Here is a 17,178-nt window from a genome sequence, read left to right on the forward strand (position 1 = left end):
TATGAAATATTTTAGTGAAACGGACATACAGCAACTTCAACACATCTACAAAATCAATTTGATTAATAGCTGTTCAGGCTATAAATCTGCCAATTTATTGGGCTCTATTTCAGAAGATGGTATTGAGAATGTAGCCGTTTTCAGTTCTGTGACGCATATTGGTTCTAGTCCAGCAATGTTAGGCTTTTTTTTAAGACCCACTACGGTTATGAGAAATACCTATGAAAATTTGAAGGCTACAGGTGTATATACTATCAATCATATCCACAACAGTATTTTAAGTGATGCACACCATACCTCCGCCAAATACGATCGTGAAATTTCGGAATTTGACGTTACGAGGCTACAACCAGAATATAAACCAAATTTTAAAGCGCCCTTTGTAAAAAATACGCCAATTCAATTGGCGATGGCGTATGTTGAGGAATATGATATTAAAGCAAATAATACCATATTAGTGATTGGAAAAATTGTTGGGTTGTATGTAAATGATTATCTTATTGAAAAAGATGGATTTATAAATTTATCAAAAGCTGAAGTAGCTGCGATAAACGGACTTGATGGATACGCTATTCCAGAATCAAGAACTCGGTTTGGATACCAAAGACCAAAAATTTTAGAACACGACTCATGAATATTCTCGTAACAGGAGCAACAGGCTATATAGGCAAACGCCTCATTCCCCTATTAATAAATCAAGGGCATACCATTGTTTGTGTTGTACGAGATAGAGCAAGAGCCGATAAAAGTTATGCTGAAGAAGATAATGTGTTTGTTATTGAAGCTGACTTTTTAAAACCAGAAACTCTTAAAAATATTCCTAAAAAAATAGACGTAGCTTATTATTTAATACATTCTATGTCTAATTCCTCAAAAGATTTTGAGTCTCTTGAAGAGCGTTGCGCCATTAATTTTAAAACTTATATTGAAACTACTGAGACTGACCAAGTCATTTATTTAAGTGGTATCACCAACGAAGACGAACTTTCTAAGCACTTACGCTCACGAAAAAATGTTGAGAGCCATTTAGAATCAGAAAACTATGCACTAACCATATTTAAAGCTGGTATTATTGTGGGTTCGGGGAGCTCCTCTTTTGAAATTATTAGGGATTTAGTGGAGAAGCTCCCCTTTATGATTGCCCCAAAATGGTTAAACACCAAAACACAACCCTTAGCTGTTAGGGATGTTTTAGCATTTTTATCGAGAGCTGCAGGAAATACGCGAGTATATAATAAATCGTTTGATGTATTCGGTCCCGAGATTATTACCTATCGCGAAATGCTCTTGCAATTTGCCGAAGTACGTGATTTAAAACGCTACATCCTAACGGTTCCTGTAATGACGCCTAAATTATCATCGTATTGGTTGTATTTTGTAACATCAACGTCCTACAAATTAGCAACATCATTAGTAGATAGCATGGGTGTTCAAATTATTGGAAAACCAAGTGACATCAATACCTTATTAAAGGTAGATCCCATTACATACAAGGAAGCGGTAAAATTAGCCTTTGAAAAAATTGAACAAAATAGTATAGTTTCTAGTTGGAAAGATTCTATGGTAAGTAGCGGCAGGTTACGCAATCAATTACATAAGTATGTAAACGTACCCAAGTTTGGTTGTTTTAAAGATTATAAAGAACGTGACATAGTCGATGCAGATGAAACTATTGATAAAATTTGGCGTATAGGCGGTAATAATGGTTGGTACTATGGTACTATTTTATGGCGTATTAGAGGATATATCGATAAGCTTTTTGGCGGTATTGGATTAAGACGTGGACGCACAAACCCTTCTGAGTTAAACGCTGGTGATGCTTTAGACTTTTGGCGGGTAATTTTTGCAGATAAGTCCAAACAAAAATTATTGCTCTATGCTGAAATGCGCCTACCGGGAGAAGCTTGGTTAGAATTTAAAATTGAAGACAACAAATTAAAACAAACAGCAACATTTAGGCCCCGAGGTCTTTGGGGCAGATTATACTGGTACGCCGTATTACCATTTCACGGAATTATTTTCTCAGGTATGATTAATAAACTTGTTAACGTTGAGCCACAAAAAACAACACTTACCACAGAAAACGTGTCCGATTTGTAAACGCCCATTCACATGGAGAAAAAAATGGGAAAAGAATTGGGATACTGTAAAATATTGTAGCGAAAGATGTCGGAAAAACAGAAGAGTACAGGACTAGTTTGGTTTAGAAACGATTTAAGGGTTAACGATAATATAGTTTTAAATGCTGCTATAAAACAGCATGAACATATTGTGGCAGTGTATTGTTTTGATCCTAGACATTATCAAACTGGACCTTACGGATTTAAAAAAACAGAAAAATTCAGGGCTAAGTTTTTAATTGAAACGATTATAGATTTAAAAAGAAATCTTCACCACCTAAATATTGAACTGTTTGTTTATCAGGATAAGCCGGAATATACAATTCCTGAACTAATCGAAAAATTCAATATAACTTCCATTTATCTTCAAAATGAATGGACAAGTGAAGAAGTTGAAGTCTTAGAATTAGTAAAATTCAATTGCTCAAATAATATTTCATTTAACGAATATTACAATCAGTTTTTATTTCATCCTAAAGATATAGACATACCTTTTTCCCAGATACCTCAGGTATTTACCAATTTCAGGAAAAAGGTTGAAAAATACAGTTCTAGAAGAGCTACAAATGCGCCTGAAGCTCTCAAGACTATTTCAAACATTTCTAATAACACTAAAATCCCTTCGCTTAAGGAGCTAGGGTTTGACGATTTCCAAACACATCCAAATTCAGCGTTTCCATTTGAAGGCGGCGAAAATGCTGCATTAAATCGTTTGAACAACTATTTCTTTCAAACTAAAAAATTAGGATTTTATAAAAAAACTAGAAACGGATTAATAGGAACAGACTTCAGTTCTAAATTTTCTCCTTGGTTAGCCAATGGCAGTATTTCTGCACGAACCATTTATTGGCAAGTAAAACAATTTGAAAAAGAATATTACAAAAATCAATCTACATATTGGTTGATTTTTGAATTGATATGGAGAGATTATTTCAAATACATATCACTTAAACACGGTAACACAATTTTTAAAATTGGAGGCATTCTTAAGAAGGATTATGAATGGAAAAACGAAGATTCCCTAATAAATAGTTGGATTAGTGGTGAAACACGTTCAGCATTTGTGAATGCTAATATGATTGAAATAAAAGAGACAGGTTGGATGAGCAATAGAGGTAGGCAAAACGTAGCGTCGTTCTTTGCTAAAGATTTAAAATTAGATTGGAGAATTGGCGCTGCGTATTTTGAAGCTATGCTATTAGATTACGATGTACACAGCAACTATGGCAATTGGATGTATGTTTCTGGAGTTGGTAATGACCCAAGAGATAGAAAGTTTAATGTGGATTTACAGGCGGAACGCTATGATGCTTCGGGTAAGTTTCAGAATCTATGGTTGCAAAGAACTCTATTCTAAATGAAAACTCTGAGATTAATATTAGGCGATCAACTCAATATAAAACATTCGTGGTTTAAAAACACCAATGATGATGTGCTGTACTGTATGTTCGAAATGCGTCAAGAAACAGATTATGTAAGACATCATATTCAAAAAGTTATTGGCTTTTTTGCTGCGATGCGCCAGTTTTCACAAGATTTAAAGTCTGATGGGCACAATGTTATCTACTTTAAAATTAATGATGAAGAGAATACACAAACCCTAACTGAGAACCTATCAAAATTAATAGAGCAACACACTATTGAATGTTTTGAATATATACACCCTGATGAATACAGATTAGACAAGCAACTCAAAACGTTTTGTAAGGATCAAGATATTAAAACAGAAACCATTTCTGCAGAACATTTCTACACCGAAAGAGACGATTTAAAGCATTTCTTTAAAGAGAAAAAGCAATATCTCATGGAGAACTTTTACCGGAATATGCGCAAAAAACATGATATTTTAATGGTTGCAGACCAACCAGAAGGCGGTAAATGGAATTACGATAAAAGTAATAGAAATAAGTGGAAAGGTGATGTTGAAATTCCTAGCTATAAATTATTTAAAAACAAGGTTGAAACTGTAGTTTCAGATATTGAAAAAGCCAGTATTGAAACATTTGGCAAGTTTGAAACCAAAACGTTCTCCTACCCTATTTCCCGTTCTCAAGCTTTAGATCAACTTAAATATTTTTGTGAGCATTTATTGATACATTTTGGTGACTATCAAGATGCTATGCATACCGAAGAGGAATATTTGTTTCACTCACGATTATCCTTTGCCATGAACTTAAAGTTAATTTCTCCAAAGGATATTGTAAGAACTGTAATGAACTATTACCGAAAACACGGAGTTGGTATAGATATTTCGCAAGTAGAAGGTTTTGTGCGCCAAATTATTGGCTGGCGCGAATATATGCGTGGCATGTATTGGGCCTTTATGCCCGAATATAAAAATTTGAACGTTCTAGAAAACAACAACAAATTACCTGATTTCTTTTGGACAGGAAATACCAAAATGAATTGCCTAAAACATACCATAAATAATTCTTTAGACAACGGTTATGCGCACCATATTCAACGTTTAATGATTACAGGAAATTATGCGCTTTTAACCCAAACCAACCCAGATGAGGTCGATGCATGGTATTTAGGCATTTATGTAGATGCCGTAGAATGGGTACAACTCCCCAATACCAGAGGCATGAGTCAGTTTGCAGATGGTGGAAAAATTGCAACAAAACCTTACGTTTCCTCAAGTTCATACATCAATAAAATGAGCAATTATTGTACCGCTTGCCAATACAATAGGAATAAGAAAGTTGAGGATAATGCGTGTCCGTTTAATAGTTTATACTGGAATTTTTTGGATGAAAAACGAGAACAATTGGGAAATAATTATAGAATGGGAATGATGTACAGCCTGTTGGATAAAATGGATAAACAAGACTTACAAAATATAAAAAATAAAGCCCAACATATAATTGCACATCAAGATGACTACTAAGCCCCCAATTACCGTAGTTTGGTTAAAACGCGACTTGCGATTGCATGATAACGAAGCCATTTATAATGCCTTAAAAGCTAACAAACCAACACTTTTGCTCTATTGTTTTGAACCGCTTTTAATGAACGATCCGCATTACAGCGAACGTCACTGGAATTTTATAAAAGAATCTATTGTAGACTTAAATAAAGAGTTAGAAGCTTACAATTCTAAAATACTTACTGTACAATGTGATATTATTGCGGCAATCAACCAATTGCAAACCCTTTATTCAATTTCAGAGATTTATTCCCATCAAGAAACGGGCATATTGGTAACGTTTGAACGTGATAAAAACTTTAAGCGCTATTGCAAAAACAATCTGATAACATGGCACGAGAATATCAACAACGGCGTACAACGTGGCTTGAAAAACAGAGACAATTGGAATGAATTGGTCGATGCATTTTATGCTGTAGAACCATTGAAGTTTACACCAAAGAACAATCAGTTGTTAACTATTGAGGCAATAAAAGATTTAGAAACACTTTTTAAAATTCCAAATTTAAATGCGCAACAGTTTACTCCGTTTCAAAAAGGGGGGCGTACCACTGGTAAACGTTATTTATCTACTTTTTTTGAAGAACGCCATAGAGACTATATGCTTCACATTTCAAAACCAGAACTGGCCAGAACAAGTTGCAGCAGAATTTCACCTTATATCGCTTGGGGAAATTTATCGGTAAGAGAAGTATATCATCAAGCTTATCATCTCAAAGAAACTTCAAAACATAAAAAGGCATTAGAGGCATTTATGTCCCGTTTACGTTGGCAAACCCATTTTATTCAAAAGTTTGAAATGGAACACACCATGGAAGAAGCTAGCTTGAACAAAGGGTTTCATAAACTAAAAAAAAGCATTTCTAAAGATTACCAGCAAGCATGGAAAACAGGGCAAACTGGGTACCCAATGGTTGATGCTTGTATGCGTTGTTTAAACGAAACTGGTTATCTTAATTTTAGAATGCGCGCCTTGGTAGTATCGTTTTTTACACACAATCTTTGGCAGCCTTGGCAGGAAGCCACAACACATTTATCTCAAATGTTTTTAGATTTCGAACCTGGCATTCACTTCCCACAATTACAGATGCAAGCAGGTGAAACTGGCATTAATATGCTACGGATTTATAATCCCGTGAAAAATAGTTTGGAGCATGACCCTAATGCCACTTTTATAAAAAAATGGGTGCCTGAACTTGAAAAATTAGATACACCTTTTGCGCATCAGCCCTATTTGATGACCGAAATGGAGCAGCAATTTTATGGATTTAATTTAGGAAAGGATTACCCAAAACCTATAGTAGATTTAGAAACTACCCGCAAAAAAGCTGGAGATACACTTTGGACACTACGAAAGGATAAAACGGTACTGGAAGAGAGTAAGCGTATCTTAAGAAAACACACACGCAACAAGCGATTATCAAAATCTTAACTTCTGAAAAACAAAGCATTACAACTACTATAAATTTTATCAATAGTAAAATGTTAATTTTTGTTTAACTTTTTATTTAAAATTTTAAACATTTTGTATATTTGAGGTATAAGAAGTTTAAATGGTACTAGAAACAACATACTTCAATAAAGAACACAAACAAATACTAATTGATTTGGTTGGTAGACCTTTTACATTTTTAGAATCGTTTAAAATGAAAGGTGTAGGTTCTAAACGTATGATTATTGGAGAGGTAAGCCCAAACTTAAGTTCATACATGAATACCGTTTCAGATATCAATTATGCAAACATTGAATTACGTAAATCTGGCATACTTATATTCATAAATAAAGGGCTTAAAAATTTCACTTGGGCCATACCATATTACCAATTGGTAATGTACAAAACCAACGGTGCCAGTATTCATGCTCAAGGTAAATTCATTCAGTTTAAAAACACAAAAACCTTTAGAGAAAATAAAAAATTCTTTGAAAAAATGCTGGATGAAAAAATAAAATATGATGAACGCTTTAATTTCCAAGGTGCATGAGTTTAACTGTTGAAGACATTGACAGGGTTATTGAAATGGCTTGGGAAGACCGCACAACTTTTGATGCCATTCAGTTTCAATTTGGATTAAAAGAACAGGAGGTTATAGAATTAATGCGAAGCGAGATGAAACCTAGCAGTTTCAAAATGTGGAGGAAACGCGTTCAAGGAAGAACAACAAAACATGAAAAATTAAGAACCTTTGAAAAGGGGCGCTTTAAATGTAGTAGACAAAAGCAAATAACTCACAATAAAATTTCAAAACGCTAACGTGCTTTGATTAATAATACTGTTAAGACAGCACAAAAAAAAGAAGATATGCAATTAGAAAAATTAAAAACGAAAACAAACGGACATAAGTTAAATGGTTTTACGGTTGAAGATATTGGAGACGATCATCTTTACACTGGACTAGAAACTCCAATGAAATCTGATGCCTTTAAACTAACAGATACCGAGAAGAAGGAACGCATCGCTATTTTATTTGAGGAAATTATGGATGTGATGGGACTAGATTTAACCGACGATTCCTTAAAAGGCACACCACAACGTGTCGCTAAAATGTATATCGACGAAATATTTTCGGGTTTAAATCCGGAAAACAAACCCAAAGTAGCGTTGTTTGATAACAAATATCAATACAATCAAATGTTGGTAGAAAAAAATATCACCTTCTATTCCAATTGTGAGCATCACTTCGTACCCATTATTGGTAAGGCACATGTTGCTTACATTTCTTCAGGAAAAGTAATAGGTCTATCCAAGTTAAATAGAATTGTGCAATATTATGCCAAACGTCCTCAGGTGCAGGAGCGTTTAACGAACCAAATTGCTAATGAATTAAGGACAATTCTAGACACAGATGATATTGCAGTAATTATTGATGCAAAGCATTTATGTGTATCCTCAAGAGGTATTAAAGATGATACATCTGCTACCGTAACATCATATTACGGCGGACAATTTAATACTTCAGAAAAAATTGCAGAATTACAAAATTATTTAAACAATTAACATTATGGATTTAATTAACAGAGCATTAGAATTTGAACAAAGAAAAATGAGATCTTTATCTACTAGTGATCGTGTAAAGATTTCTAGAGAAGCAAAAGCTTTAATTTTAGATTTAAACCAAGTCTACAAGGTTAAAAAAGATGAAAAAATTATGGATATCATGAAACGTCTTACTGTTATTAAGCGTAAAGTAGAAAAACGTTTAAAAGGGCGTCTACTGTAGTGTAGTAAGAAGTAATATTAAATTTTACCTAATATATTCCCATAAAAATAGGTAATCTTCTATATTTTATTATATTGCAAAACTGTCTAAAAATAGACAACTACAAAATATAGTAAGGTTTAAAAATTATGGAGATTATCGACAAAGCTTTAGAGTTCGAAAAGCGCAGACACACTTTTAAAACAACGAGTGAGCGTATTGAATCGTCTAGAGAAGTAAAAAATTTAATTTTGGGTTTAAACGATATCTACAAAGTAGATAAAGATCCTGAGATTATGGATTTAATGAAACGTTTAACGGTAATAAAACAGAAAATAGAAAAACGGCTAAAGGGCAGGCCATAATAATAGAATGCCCTGAAACCCATGAAAACAATTATAATAGTTGGTGGAAGTAAGGGCATTGGTAACGCTATAGTTACTAAGTTGCTGGATTACTGCAAAGTCATAAACATAAGCAGATCCACTCCAGAGAAATCGCATGACAATTTAACTCACTACAGTTGCGATGTAATTCAAGATGAACTTCCTGAAATTGAGAATGCTGACGGACTTATTTATTGTCCTGGAAGTATAAACTTAAAACCTATTTCTCGGTTGAGTATTGAAGATTTTAAAAACGATTTTGAAATCAATGTACTCGGTGCCGTTAAGGTGATTCAAAACTATTTGCCGATTTTAAAAAACGGTAATAATCCTTCAGTTGTTTTATTTAGCACCGTTGCTGCAAAATTAGGTATGCCTTATCATGCGAGTATTGCAGTGGCAAAATCAGGTGTAGAAGGTTTAGTAAAATCACTTGGCGCTGAATTGGCCCCTAACTTACGTATTAACGCCATTGCTCCTACTGTAACAGACACTGATTTGGCATCGAAATTATTGCGGAATGACAAAATGATTGAGAACATAACGGAACGACATCCATTGAAGAAATTCTTATCGCCACAAGAAGTAGCGGATATGGCAGAATTTTTACTTTCAGAAAAGGCATCTTCTATATCAGGTCAAATTTTTGAAATGGATTGTGGTATTGTAAGTTTTAAAATATAAATATGAATCCAATAAAAGCATTTATAGCAACAATAGGAAGTAAGAGCGATACGAAAACACTTGATGTTGAAAGTATATATGGCATATCTATAAATGCACTTAACGGCAAGCCTATTGATCTATCAGAACTTAAAGGAAAACACATCCTCTTCGTAAATGTCGCTTCAAAATGCGGTTTTACGCCTCAATATAAAACGCTTCAAAAACTACATGAGGAATATAGCAATAAGATTCAAGTTATTGGTGTACCCTGTAATCAGTTTGGAGGACAAGAACCAGGAAATGCAAAGGAAATAGAGACCTTTTGTGAAGTAAATTACGGAGTTAATTTTTTAATTACTGAAAAAGTAGATGTTAAGGGTAAAGGACAACATCCGCTTTACACATGGTTAACCCAAAAAGTGAACAATGGTGTTAAAGATTCTTCGGTAAAATGGAATTTTCAAAAATATTTAATAAATCCTGAAGGGAAGTTGATAGATTATTTCTTTTCATCAACGAGTCCTTTGAGTCCAAAAATTGTAAAACACTTAAAATAAATTTGCTATGTTCAGTTTTTTAAAACGAAAATCAAAAAAAGAAAAATTAGAAGAAAAGTTTAAAAAATTAATGCAAGAGTGGCATCAGTTATCATCAATAAATAGGTCTGCTAGTGACAAAAAATATGCTGAAGCTCAAGAAATTGCTAAAATGCTAAGTGCCATGAAACATGAAACTGCTTAAATATATAATTATATTTTTAATAATAAACTTTGGAGCGTTAGCCATTGGCAGTTGGCTAATGGCTAATGGTCCGCAATCTAGTTGGTACATAAATCTTAACCAAGCACCTTGGACACCACCTGGATGGGTTTTCGGAGTTGCTTGGACAACAATAATGATATGCTTTTCAATATACATGGCATACTTGTATAAAAAATTAAATACCGCAACTGTAACTATTTTGTTTAGTATACAATTTGTACTGAATGTTATTTGGAATTATATTTTTTTTAATCTACACCTCGTAGGAATAGGTTTAACAACAATTGTATTATTAACAGCCGTTGTTGCAATTTTTACAGTACGATATCATAAGCAACTTAAAATAAAAACGCTACTCATACTTCCCTATTTTATATGGTTATGTATCGCGACATCTTTAAACGCGTACATTCTTCTTAAAAACTAAAAATGAAAATATATAGACTTCATAAAAAGCAAAACCTCCCCATAACAGTTGATGAGGCTTGGGGTTTTCTATCTGATCCTAAGAATTTAAAAACCATTACGCCAGATTATATGGGTTTTAATATTTTATCAGGAGCCGACAGACCTATGTTTGCTGGTCAAATTATTCAGTATATTGTAACTCCTGTGCTTGGTATTAAAACTAAATGGGTTACAGAAATAACGCATGTTATTAATAAACATTATTTTGTTGACGAACAACGTTTTGGGCCCTATGCGCTATGGCACCACAAACATTTTATAAAAGAAATTGATGGTGGTGTGGAAATGGAAGATATTATTGATTATAAGGTACCTTTTGGTCTCCTTGGCCAGCTTGTTCATCCCATATTAGTAAAACCAAAACTAGAGGAAATCTTTAATTATAGAACTGAAAAGTTAGAAGAATTGTTTGGTAAATATTAATCTTGTATAACCTGCTATTCTGAAATGATTTCAAATCTAATAAAAATATGAGATGCTGAGATAGATTCAAAGCATTAAAAATTTCTGGATACAATGAAACAACCTATAAATATATTTTGGTTTCGCCGTGATTTAAGACTAGACGATAATGTTGGGTTTTATGAAGCACTCAAGAGCAACCATCCTGTGTTACCTGTTTTTATTTTTGATTCACAAATATTAGATATACTTCCTGAAGACGATGCTCGCGTAACTTTTATACATGAAACGCTACAGGAAATGAGGAATACGCTCCAAGACGAGCACAATAGTAGTATTGCAATTTTCCATGGGAAACCCATTGACATTTATAAAGATTTGATTGATGAGTATGAGATAAATACTGTTTATACTAACCATGATTATGAACCTTATGCTAAGGAACGAGATGAAAATATAAAATCGTTTTTAAAGAAAAATAATATTGAATTTAAAACCTATAAGGACCAAGTTATTTTTGAAAAAGATGAAGTTGTAAAAGCAGATGGCGATCCATATGTAGTTTATACACCTTACATGAAGACATGGAAAGAAAAGTTTAAATCGCATCATTTAGAGATTTTCTACACCAACTCTTATTTAGATAATTTAGTTCAGCATACAAGGTTACCAAATCTAAGTTTGTCTGACATAGGTTTTAAAACGTCTTCTCAAAAAATTAAACCTTACACCGTTACGCCAACGCTTATTCAGGAATATGAAGACACAAGAAATTATCCTGCCAAAGATGCTACTTCTCGATTAGGACCGCACTTGCGCTTTGGTACGGTTAGTATTCGAAAAATGATTAAAAAAGCAATTGCCGAAAACAATGAAATATTCTGGCAAGAGTTAATATGGCGTGAGTTTTTCATGCAAATTTTATGGCATTTTCCACATACGGTTGATGAAAGTTTTAAATCTAAATACGATAGGATAGAATGGCGTAATAATGAAGATGAATTTAAAGCTTGGTGTCAAGGAGAAACAGGGTATCCGTTGGTAGATGCTGGTATGCGTCAACTAAACGAAACCGGATTTATGCACAATAGAGTACGAATGCTAGTGGGCAGTTTTTTATGCAAACATTTACTTATCGATTGGCGTTGGGGAGAGGCATATTTCGCCGAAAAACTACACGATTATGAAATGGCAAGTAATGTGGGGAATTGGCAATGGGTTGCTGGTAGTGGTGTAGATGCTGCCCCATATTTTAGAATTTTTAATCCTACTACACAAATTGATAAGTTCGACAAAGACCACAAGTATATTAAAAAATGGGTGCCAAATTATAAGGATTCCAGTTATCCTGAGCCAATTATAGAACATAAAATGGCTCGTGAACGCTGCTTAGAAAGGTATAAAAGTGCCTTAAACTAACAATTTTTAAAACTTAATTCACCTTAAAACAATGATATCACTTGCTTAAAAGGTTATGAAAGTAATTAAAAAAAGTTTTACTAATCGTTAATCAATTCTTTAGTGGTTCATCTATGGATAATCTTCGAAAATTATCTTCTATACTATTTACATATAAGATTTATTAAATTTAATTACCCATTAATTTCATACATTTAAAGCTATTATTCTTTCTTAAAACCAACTTATGACCGATTTAGAAGTTGCCAAAACCGTTACGCTTAAACACATATCAGAAATAGCAGAAACATTCGGAGTCAATAAAGATCATATTGAAATGTATGGAAAGTACAAAGCCAAACTTCCTTTAGCATACATTGACAAAGCCAAAACCGAACAAAGCAATTTAATATTAGTATCTGCCATTTCTCCTACTCCCGCAGGTGAGGGTAAAACAACGATGTCTATTGGCTTATCTGAAGGTCTAAATAGATTAGGGAAGAAAACAACAGTAGTGTTGAGAGAACCATCCTTGGGCCCAGTATTTGGTATAAAAGGTGGCGCAACCGGTGGTGGGTATTCACAAGTACTACCTATGGAAGATATCAATCTTCATTTTACAGGTGATTTTTCGGCTATAGAAAAGGCACATAACTTATTGGCAGCGATAATTGATAATAATATCCAAAGCAAAACAAATTCTTTACAAATAGACCCCAGAACCATTAGTTGGAAACGCGTGGTAGATTTGAATGATAGAGCATTAAGACGTGTAATTGTAGGTTTAGGAGGAACAACCTCTGGCGTACCTAGAGAAACAGGTTTTGATATTACAGCAGCTTCAGAAATTATGGCGATTCTTTGTTTGGCTGAAAACTTAACAGACCTAAAAAATCGATTGGGTAATATTTTTATTGGCTATACTTTTGATAAACAACCTATATACGCAAGAGATTTAAAGGCCCAAGGTGCAATGACCGCACTTTTAAAAGATGCTATTAAGCCAAATCTCGTGCAAACTATAGAAGGAAATCCGGCAATTATTCATGGCGGGCCTTTTGCAAATATTGCACAAGGCACTAATACTGTAATTGCAACATTGATGGGGATGTCGCATTCTGAATATACAGTAACCGAAGCTGGTTTTGGATTTGATTTAGGTGCTGAAAAGTTTTTTGATATTAAATGCCAAAGTGCGGGCTTAAAACCTAAAGCAGTGGTCTTAACTACTACCATTCGAGCCTTAAAGTACCATGGTGGAGCAGATTTGAAAGCATTAACAGAACCTAACTTAGGAGCTTTAGAAAAAGGAATGCCAAATTTAGAAAAGCATTTAGAGAATATTGCAAAATTTAATGTTGCACCTGTAATTGCCATTAATCAATTTACATCAGATACTGAAGCAGAGATTGAATTGATTAAGGATTTTGCAGATTCGAAAGGTATCAAAGTCGCATTGGCCAATGTTTGGGGCAAAGGCGGTGAAGGCGCTCTAGAGCTTGCACAACATGTGATTGATGTAGTTAAAAGCAATACCTCTAATTTTAAACCTTTGTACGATTGGAAGTCGCCCGTTACAGATAAAATAGCAACTATTTCCACAGAAATTTACGGTGCGCAACATGTAGATTATACTTCAAAAGCAAAAGCGCATTTGAGAAAGATTAAAAACTTAAAATTAGAATATTTACCTGTTTGTATTGCTAAAACACAAAAATCGTTATCAGACAATCCAAAACTATTGGGCAGACCTAAAGACTTTATAATTACAGTTAGAGAAATAGAGATTGCCTCCGGTGCAGGCTTTTTAATTCCCATTACGGGAGATATTATGCGAATGCCTGGGCTTCCTGCTCATCCTGCCTCAGAAGGCATAGATATAAATGACGTTGGAGAAATTACAGGATTGTTTTAATCCACTAATTTTTTTATAATATCCTTTACGGGTAAAATTGCCTTAGTATGTTCAATACTTGGTCCAGCTACCCAAACTGTTTTGTAAGTTGCCTTTGTAGCAGCATTTTTGGTAGCATTCATACCAATGGAAAAACGAATCATCTTTACCCACTTTTTGAGCTTCTTATTTTTATTAAGTAGATTTTCTATCCATGTGGATTTTGTTCCAATTTTCTGAACATAAGGCGTATTAATTACGGTACATGGTGTTCCTGAAATACGTTCTGTCATAACAATATCAACAGCACCGTAATCCACACAGGCTTGTTTATACTCTTCGGTAACATTGGCTTCTTCTGAAGCAATAAACGGACTACCAACCGAAACTCCAGCAGCGCCATAACTGAGCATTTTATCAATATCTGCCTTACACCCTACACCTCCCGCAGAAATAATAGGGATATTACAATTTGTACTCAGTTCTCTAATCAAGGCTTCTGGAGACATATTACCACGATGACCTCCTGCTTCATTATTTACGGCAATAATAGCATCTGCACCTAAACCTTCTACCTTTTTAGCAAATTTCAAATCTGTGACATCACAAAAAACTTTTATTCCAACTTTATGTGCTTGATTTATGGTTTCTTCAGGACTTCCTAAAGAAGTGATAATAAAATCGCAGCCTTCATCACAAATCACTTCTAGTTGACCTTTATACTTCATATTGGATTTGTTAACAATCAAATTAAAACCAAAAGACCCACCGCTAGGTTTACTAGCTTTTAATTCGCGTAAAGCTTCACGCAACTCATCAAGAGTTCTATAATTTAAGGCCGGAATACAACCTGCTATACCACTATTCATAGCAGCTTGTACCATGGCAACGTTAGATACCAAGAACATAGGTGCTTGAATAATAGGATGTGTAATTTGAAGTAAATCTGTTAATGCTGTAGCCATCAAAAAAAGTTTTATCAAATATACTAAAATATTATGCACGCATAATAGTTGATAATCAAGAAGTTATAAAATCCATTTGAATAAAACCACATAAATTACTGATAACATGACATTTATCATTTTTTTATTATGCATGCATAGTTAATTTTGAGCCTATATCAATAAAACCTCAATCATGAAAACTTTTTTATTTAGCCTTTTTGTATTAGGCTGCTTTACTTTTGCAAATGCTCAGACCGTAGAACTTCCTGAAACTATTATTTCTATTAATGGTGACTACTTTAATTCTAGTGATTCTGAAAATTCGTGTAATTACGTTAAAAAATTAGAACAAGCGTTGTTGGAATATGATCATTCTGAGTTATCTGACCTTTATGATTCAAAAAATGACATTTATAAGGTAACCTTTAAGATTCCACAAGGAAAAATTATAGCTTCTTTTAACAAGGATGGAAAAATTATTGAAACCTTTGAAAAATACAATAATATTCGATTACCACATTCTGTATTGAAGGCCATTGCAGAAAAATATCCAAACTATAGCATTCAGGAAGATGTATATATTGTTAAGTTTCACTGTGATGATGATGCTAAACAACAAGAATACAGAGTGAAAATTAAAAACGATACAACCATTTTAGATTTGAAAGCTAACGAACAAGGTGAGTTTATTTAATACCAACTAGTCTAAAAACTGATAATATCCACTTTTTAAATAAGCCCCTTCTGGAAACCCAACAGGATGATCTATATCGTGTTGGGTTTTTAATTTTAGTTTATATGTTCTTCTTTTTAAGGATAGCACTTGGCTATTAATATCATAAAAAGATTGCGTCGAGACTCTCGAAGAACACGAACATAATACCAACAGTCCTTTTTTAGCAGTAAGTTGTTCTCCCAAATCGGCTAATTGTGCATATTTTTTCTTTGCTAAATCTATTTCTGAGGACTGTTTAGCAAAACTAGGTGGGTCAATAACCACCACGTCAAAAGTAGTTTTATTCTTAATAAGCTTTTTTAATTCTTCAAAAGCATCACCTGCTATGGTTTTATGAGCTCCCACGTATTCATTTAGTCTTCCGTTTTGAACTGCTATTTCTAAAGCTTGTTTACTAATATCCAAACTTGTTACCGTCTTTGCGCCATTAGCCAGCGCATGAACTGAAAAGCCACCGGCGTAACTAAACACATCGAGTACTGTTTTTCCTGTACTCCACTCGCCTACTTGCTTTCTATTAGCGCGATGGTCTAAAAAATAACCTGTTTTATGCCCTTTTATAACATTTGCTGAAAAATTTACACCATGCTCTACAAATTCTACAACTTCATTTTCTAAAGTGCCATAAACCACGTCTCCGTTTATTAATTCATGTGCATTCGATTGTTCCAAACTTCTGCTTAAACGTATTACAACTGTTTTTACTTTTGAAATGTCTTTTAAGCTTTCCATGATTGGTTCTAGGTAAGGCAACCAAATTTCTGAATACAATTTTACTACCAGAACCTGAGCATAAACGTCAGCAATCAATCCTGGAAAACCATCATTCTCTCCGAAGATTAATCGGTAACTGTTCGTATTTGTTTGCAATAAAGTTTGTCGTTTTTTAAATGCAGCTTTTACTTTATTTTGAAAAAACACTGCATTGATTTCTACTTTTTCTGTTCCTGCATGCAACATTTTTATTCTGATGGGAGAATTCGCATCATACAAACCTAAACCAATTACCTTGTTTTTATTTTTACTGAAAACTATTGCTAAATCACCCGTTTTGGGATTATCATTAATCTTTGTGATGCTATTGGAGAATACCCATGGATGCCCTTTTAAAACGAATTGCTCGCCAGTTGCGTTTAGCTTTATGGCTAATCGTTTGGGAGTATATTTTGATTTTATCTTAGAGGAAAACTGCATTCACAAATTTTAAGTATTCAAAAATATTGGTTTTATTACGCATAAAAAAACGCAACCATATGAATAGGTTGCGTTCTAG

The 17,178-nt window shown here is 33.8% G+C and carries 21 protein-coding genes; 19 read left to right on the forward strand and 2 right to left on the reverse strand.

The genetic code is table 11. The features are described 5' to 3' along the window. The first annotated feature begins 1 nt into the window (after position 1). The 18 genes from BMY39_RS12965 (at position 2) to BMY39_RS13045 (ending at position 14,243) form a co-directional block, all read left to right on the forward strand. Positions 2–634, forward strand: coding sequence for a flavin reductase family protein (locus BMY39_RS12965; protein ID WP_092580390.1), 633 nt, complete (start codon positions 2–4; stop codon positions 632–634). Beyond that, positions 631–2,100 (forward strand): SDR family oxidoreductase, encoded by a 1,470-nt coding sequence (locus tag BMY39_RS12970; RefSeq protein WP_092580392.1) that lies wholly within the window; start codon positions 631–633, stop codon positions 2,098–2,100. The genes BMY39_RS12965 and BMY39_RS12970 overlap by 4 nt, the downstream gene beginning before the upstream one ends. After that, positions 2,051–2,197, forward strand: a complete 147-nt coding sequence (locus BMY39_RS12975) for a DUF2256 domain-containing protein (RefSeq protein ID WP_092580394.1) — start codon at positions 2,051–2,053, stop codon at positions 2,195–2,197. Before BMY39_RS12970 ends, BMY39_RS12975 begins: the two co-directional genes overlap by 50 nt. Beyond that, the gene (locus BMY39_RS12980; RefSeq protein WP_092580396.1) at positions 2,167–3,477 is read left to right on the forward strand and encodes a DASH family cryptochrome; all 1,311 of its coding nucleotides are present in this window, start codon (positions 2,167–2,169) and stop codon (positions 3,475–3,477) included. Before BMY39_RS12975 ends, BMY39_RS12980 begins: the two co-directional genes overlap by 31 nt. Then, positions 3,478–5,010 carry a cryptochrome/photolyase family protein gene (locus BMY39_RS12985; protein ID WP_092580399.1) on the forward strand — a complete coding sequence of 511 codons (1,533 nt, stop codon included), beginning with the start codon at positions 3,478–3,480 and terminating at the stop codon, positions 5,008–5,010. After that, positions 5,000–6,481, forward strand: a complete 1,482-nt coding sequence (locus BMY39_RS12990) for a cryptochrome/deoxyribodipyrimidine photo-lyase family protein (RefSeq protein WP_092580401.1) — start codon at positions 5,000–5,002, stop codon at positions 6,479–6,481. Before BMY39_RS12985 ends, BMY39_RS12990 begins: the two co-directional genes overlap by 11 nt. A 121-nt stretch (positions 6,482–6,602) precedes the next feature. After that, positions 6,603–7,031, forward strand: a complete 429-nt coding sequence (locus BMY39_RS12995) for a hypothetical protein (protein WP_092580403.1) — start codon at positions 6,603–6,605, stop codon at positions 7,029–7,031. Continuing rightward, entirely contained in the window at positions 7,028–7,300 is a 273-nt protein-coding gene (locus BMY39_RS13000) for a TIGR03643 family protein (RefSeq protein WP_092580405.1), read from the forward strand. The genes BMY39_RS12995 and BMY39_RS13000 overlap by 4 nt, the downstream gene beginning before the upstream one ends. A 48-nt stretch (positions 7,301–7,348) precedes the next feature. Next, positions 7,349–8,044: a GTP cyclohydrolase I FolE gene (gene folE, locus BMY39_RS13005; RefSeq protein WP_092580732.1), complete on the forward strand. Its 696-nt coding sequence runs from the start codon at positions 7,349–7,351 to the stop codon at positions 8,042–8,044. 4 nt (positions 8,045–8,048) lie between these two features. After that, positions 8,049–8,267 (forward strand): hypothetical protein, encoded by a 219-nt coding sequence (locus tag BMY39_RS13010; RefSeq protein WP_092580407.1) that lies wholly within the window; start codon positions 8,049–8,051, stop codon positions 8,265–8,267. 128 nt (positions 8,268–8,395) lie between these two features. Further along, on the forward strand, positions 8,396–8,611 hold the full coding sequence (locus BMY39_RS13015; protein ID WP_092580409.1) for a hypothetical protein: 216 nt from the start codon (positions 8,396–8,398) through the stop codon (positions 8,609–8,611). A gap of 21 nt (positions 8,612–8,632) precedes the next feature. Continuing rightward, positions 8,633–9,316, forward strand: coding sequence for an SDR family NAD(P)-dependent oxidoreductase (locus BMY39_RS13020; RefSeq protein WP_092580411.1), 684 nt, complete (start codon positions 8,633–8,635; stop codon positions 9,314–9,316). 2 nt (positions 9,317–9,318) lie between these two features. After that, positions 9,319–9,855 carry a glutathione peroxidase gene (locus tag BMY39_RS13025; protein ID WP_092580413.1) on the forward strand — a complete coding sequence of 179 codons (537 nt, stop codon included), beginning with the start codon at positions 9,319–9,321 and terminating at the stop codon, positions 9,853–9,855. A 7-nt stretch (positions 9,856–9,862) separates the two neighbouring features. After that, positions 9,863–10,039 carry a Lacal_2735 family protein gene (locus BMY39_RS14985; RefSeq protein ID WP_143064779.1) on the forward strand — a complete coding sequence of 59 codons (177 nt, stop codon included), beginning with the start codon at positions 9,863–9,865 and terminating at the stop codon, positions 10,037–10,039. After that, positions 10,026–10,487, forward strand: a complete 462-nt coding sequence (locus tag BMY39_RS13030; RefSeq protein ID WP_092580415.1) for a TspO/MBR family protein — start codon at positions 10,026–10,028, stop codon at positions 10,485–10,487. The genes BMY39_RS14985 and BMY39_RS13030 overlap by 14 nt, the downstream gene beginning before the upstream one ends. A 2-nt stretch (positions 10,488–10,489) precedes the next feature. Then, positions 10,490–10,951, forward strand: a complete 462-nt coding sequence (locus tag BMY39_RS13035) for an SRPBCC family protein (RefSeq protein ID WP_092580417.1) — start codon at positions 10,490–10,492, stop codon at positions 10,949–10,951. Between the two features lie 93 nt (positions 10,952–11,044). Then, a complete protein-coding gene (locus BMY39_RS13040; RefSeq protein ID WP_092580419.1) occupies positions 11,045–12,349 on the forward strand; it encodes a cryptochrome/photolyase family protein in 1,305 nt (434 codons plus the stop codon). Positions 12,350–12,575: 226 nt separating this feature from the next. Next, positions 12,576–14,243 carry a formate--tetrahydrofolate ligase gene (locus BMY39_RS13045; protein ID WP_092580421.1) on the forward strand — a complete coding sequence of 556 codons (1,668 nt, stop codon included), beginning with the start codon at positions 12,576–12,578 and terminating at the stop codon, positions 14,241–14,243. Here the strand turns inward: BMY39_RS13045 and BMY39_RS13050 are convergent. Further along, a complete protein-coding gene (locus BMY39_RS13050) occupies positions 14,240–15,187 on the reverse strand; it encodes an NAD(P)H-dependent flavin oxidoreductase (RefSeq protein WP_092580423.1) in 948 nt (315 codons plus the stop codon). The two genes, BMY39_RS13045 and BMY39_RS13050, sit on opposite strands and share 4 nt — an antisense overlap. Before the next feature lie 175 nt (positions 15,188–15,362). Between BMY39_RS13050 and BMY39_RS13055 the strand changes: the two genes are divergently transcribed. Then, the gene (locus BMY39_RS13055) at positions 15,363–15,863 is read left to right on the forward strand and encodes a hypothetical protein (RefSeq protein ID WP_092580425.1); all 501 of its coding nucleotides are present in this window, start codon (positions 15,363–15,365) and stop codon (positions 15,861–15,863) included. Positions 15,864–15,869: 6 nt separating this feature from the next. Here the strand turns inward: BMY39_RS13055 and BMY39_RS13060 are convergent, their stop codons facing one another. Further along, the gene (locus tag BMY39_RS13060; protein ID WP_092580427.1) at positions 15,870–17,099 is read right to left on the reverse strand and encodes a class I SAM-dependent rRNA methyltransferase; all 1,230 of its coding nucleotides are present in this window, start codon (positions 17,097–17,099) and stop codon (positions 15,870–15,872) included. Positions 17,100–17,178 lie beyond the last annotated feature (79 nt).

The sequence above is a fragment of the Hyunsoonleella jejuensis genome, from assembly GCF_900111025.1.
GTDB lineage: Bacteria > Bacteroidota > Bacteroidia > Flavobacteriales > Flavobacteriaceae > Jejuia > Jejuia jejuensis.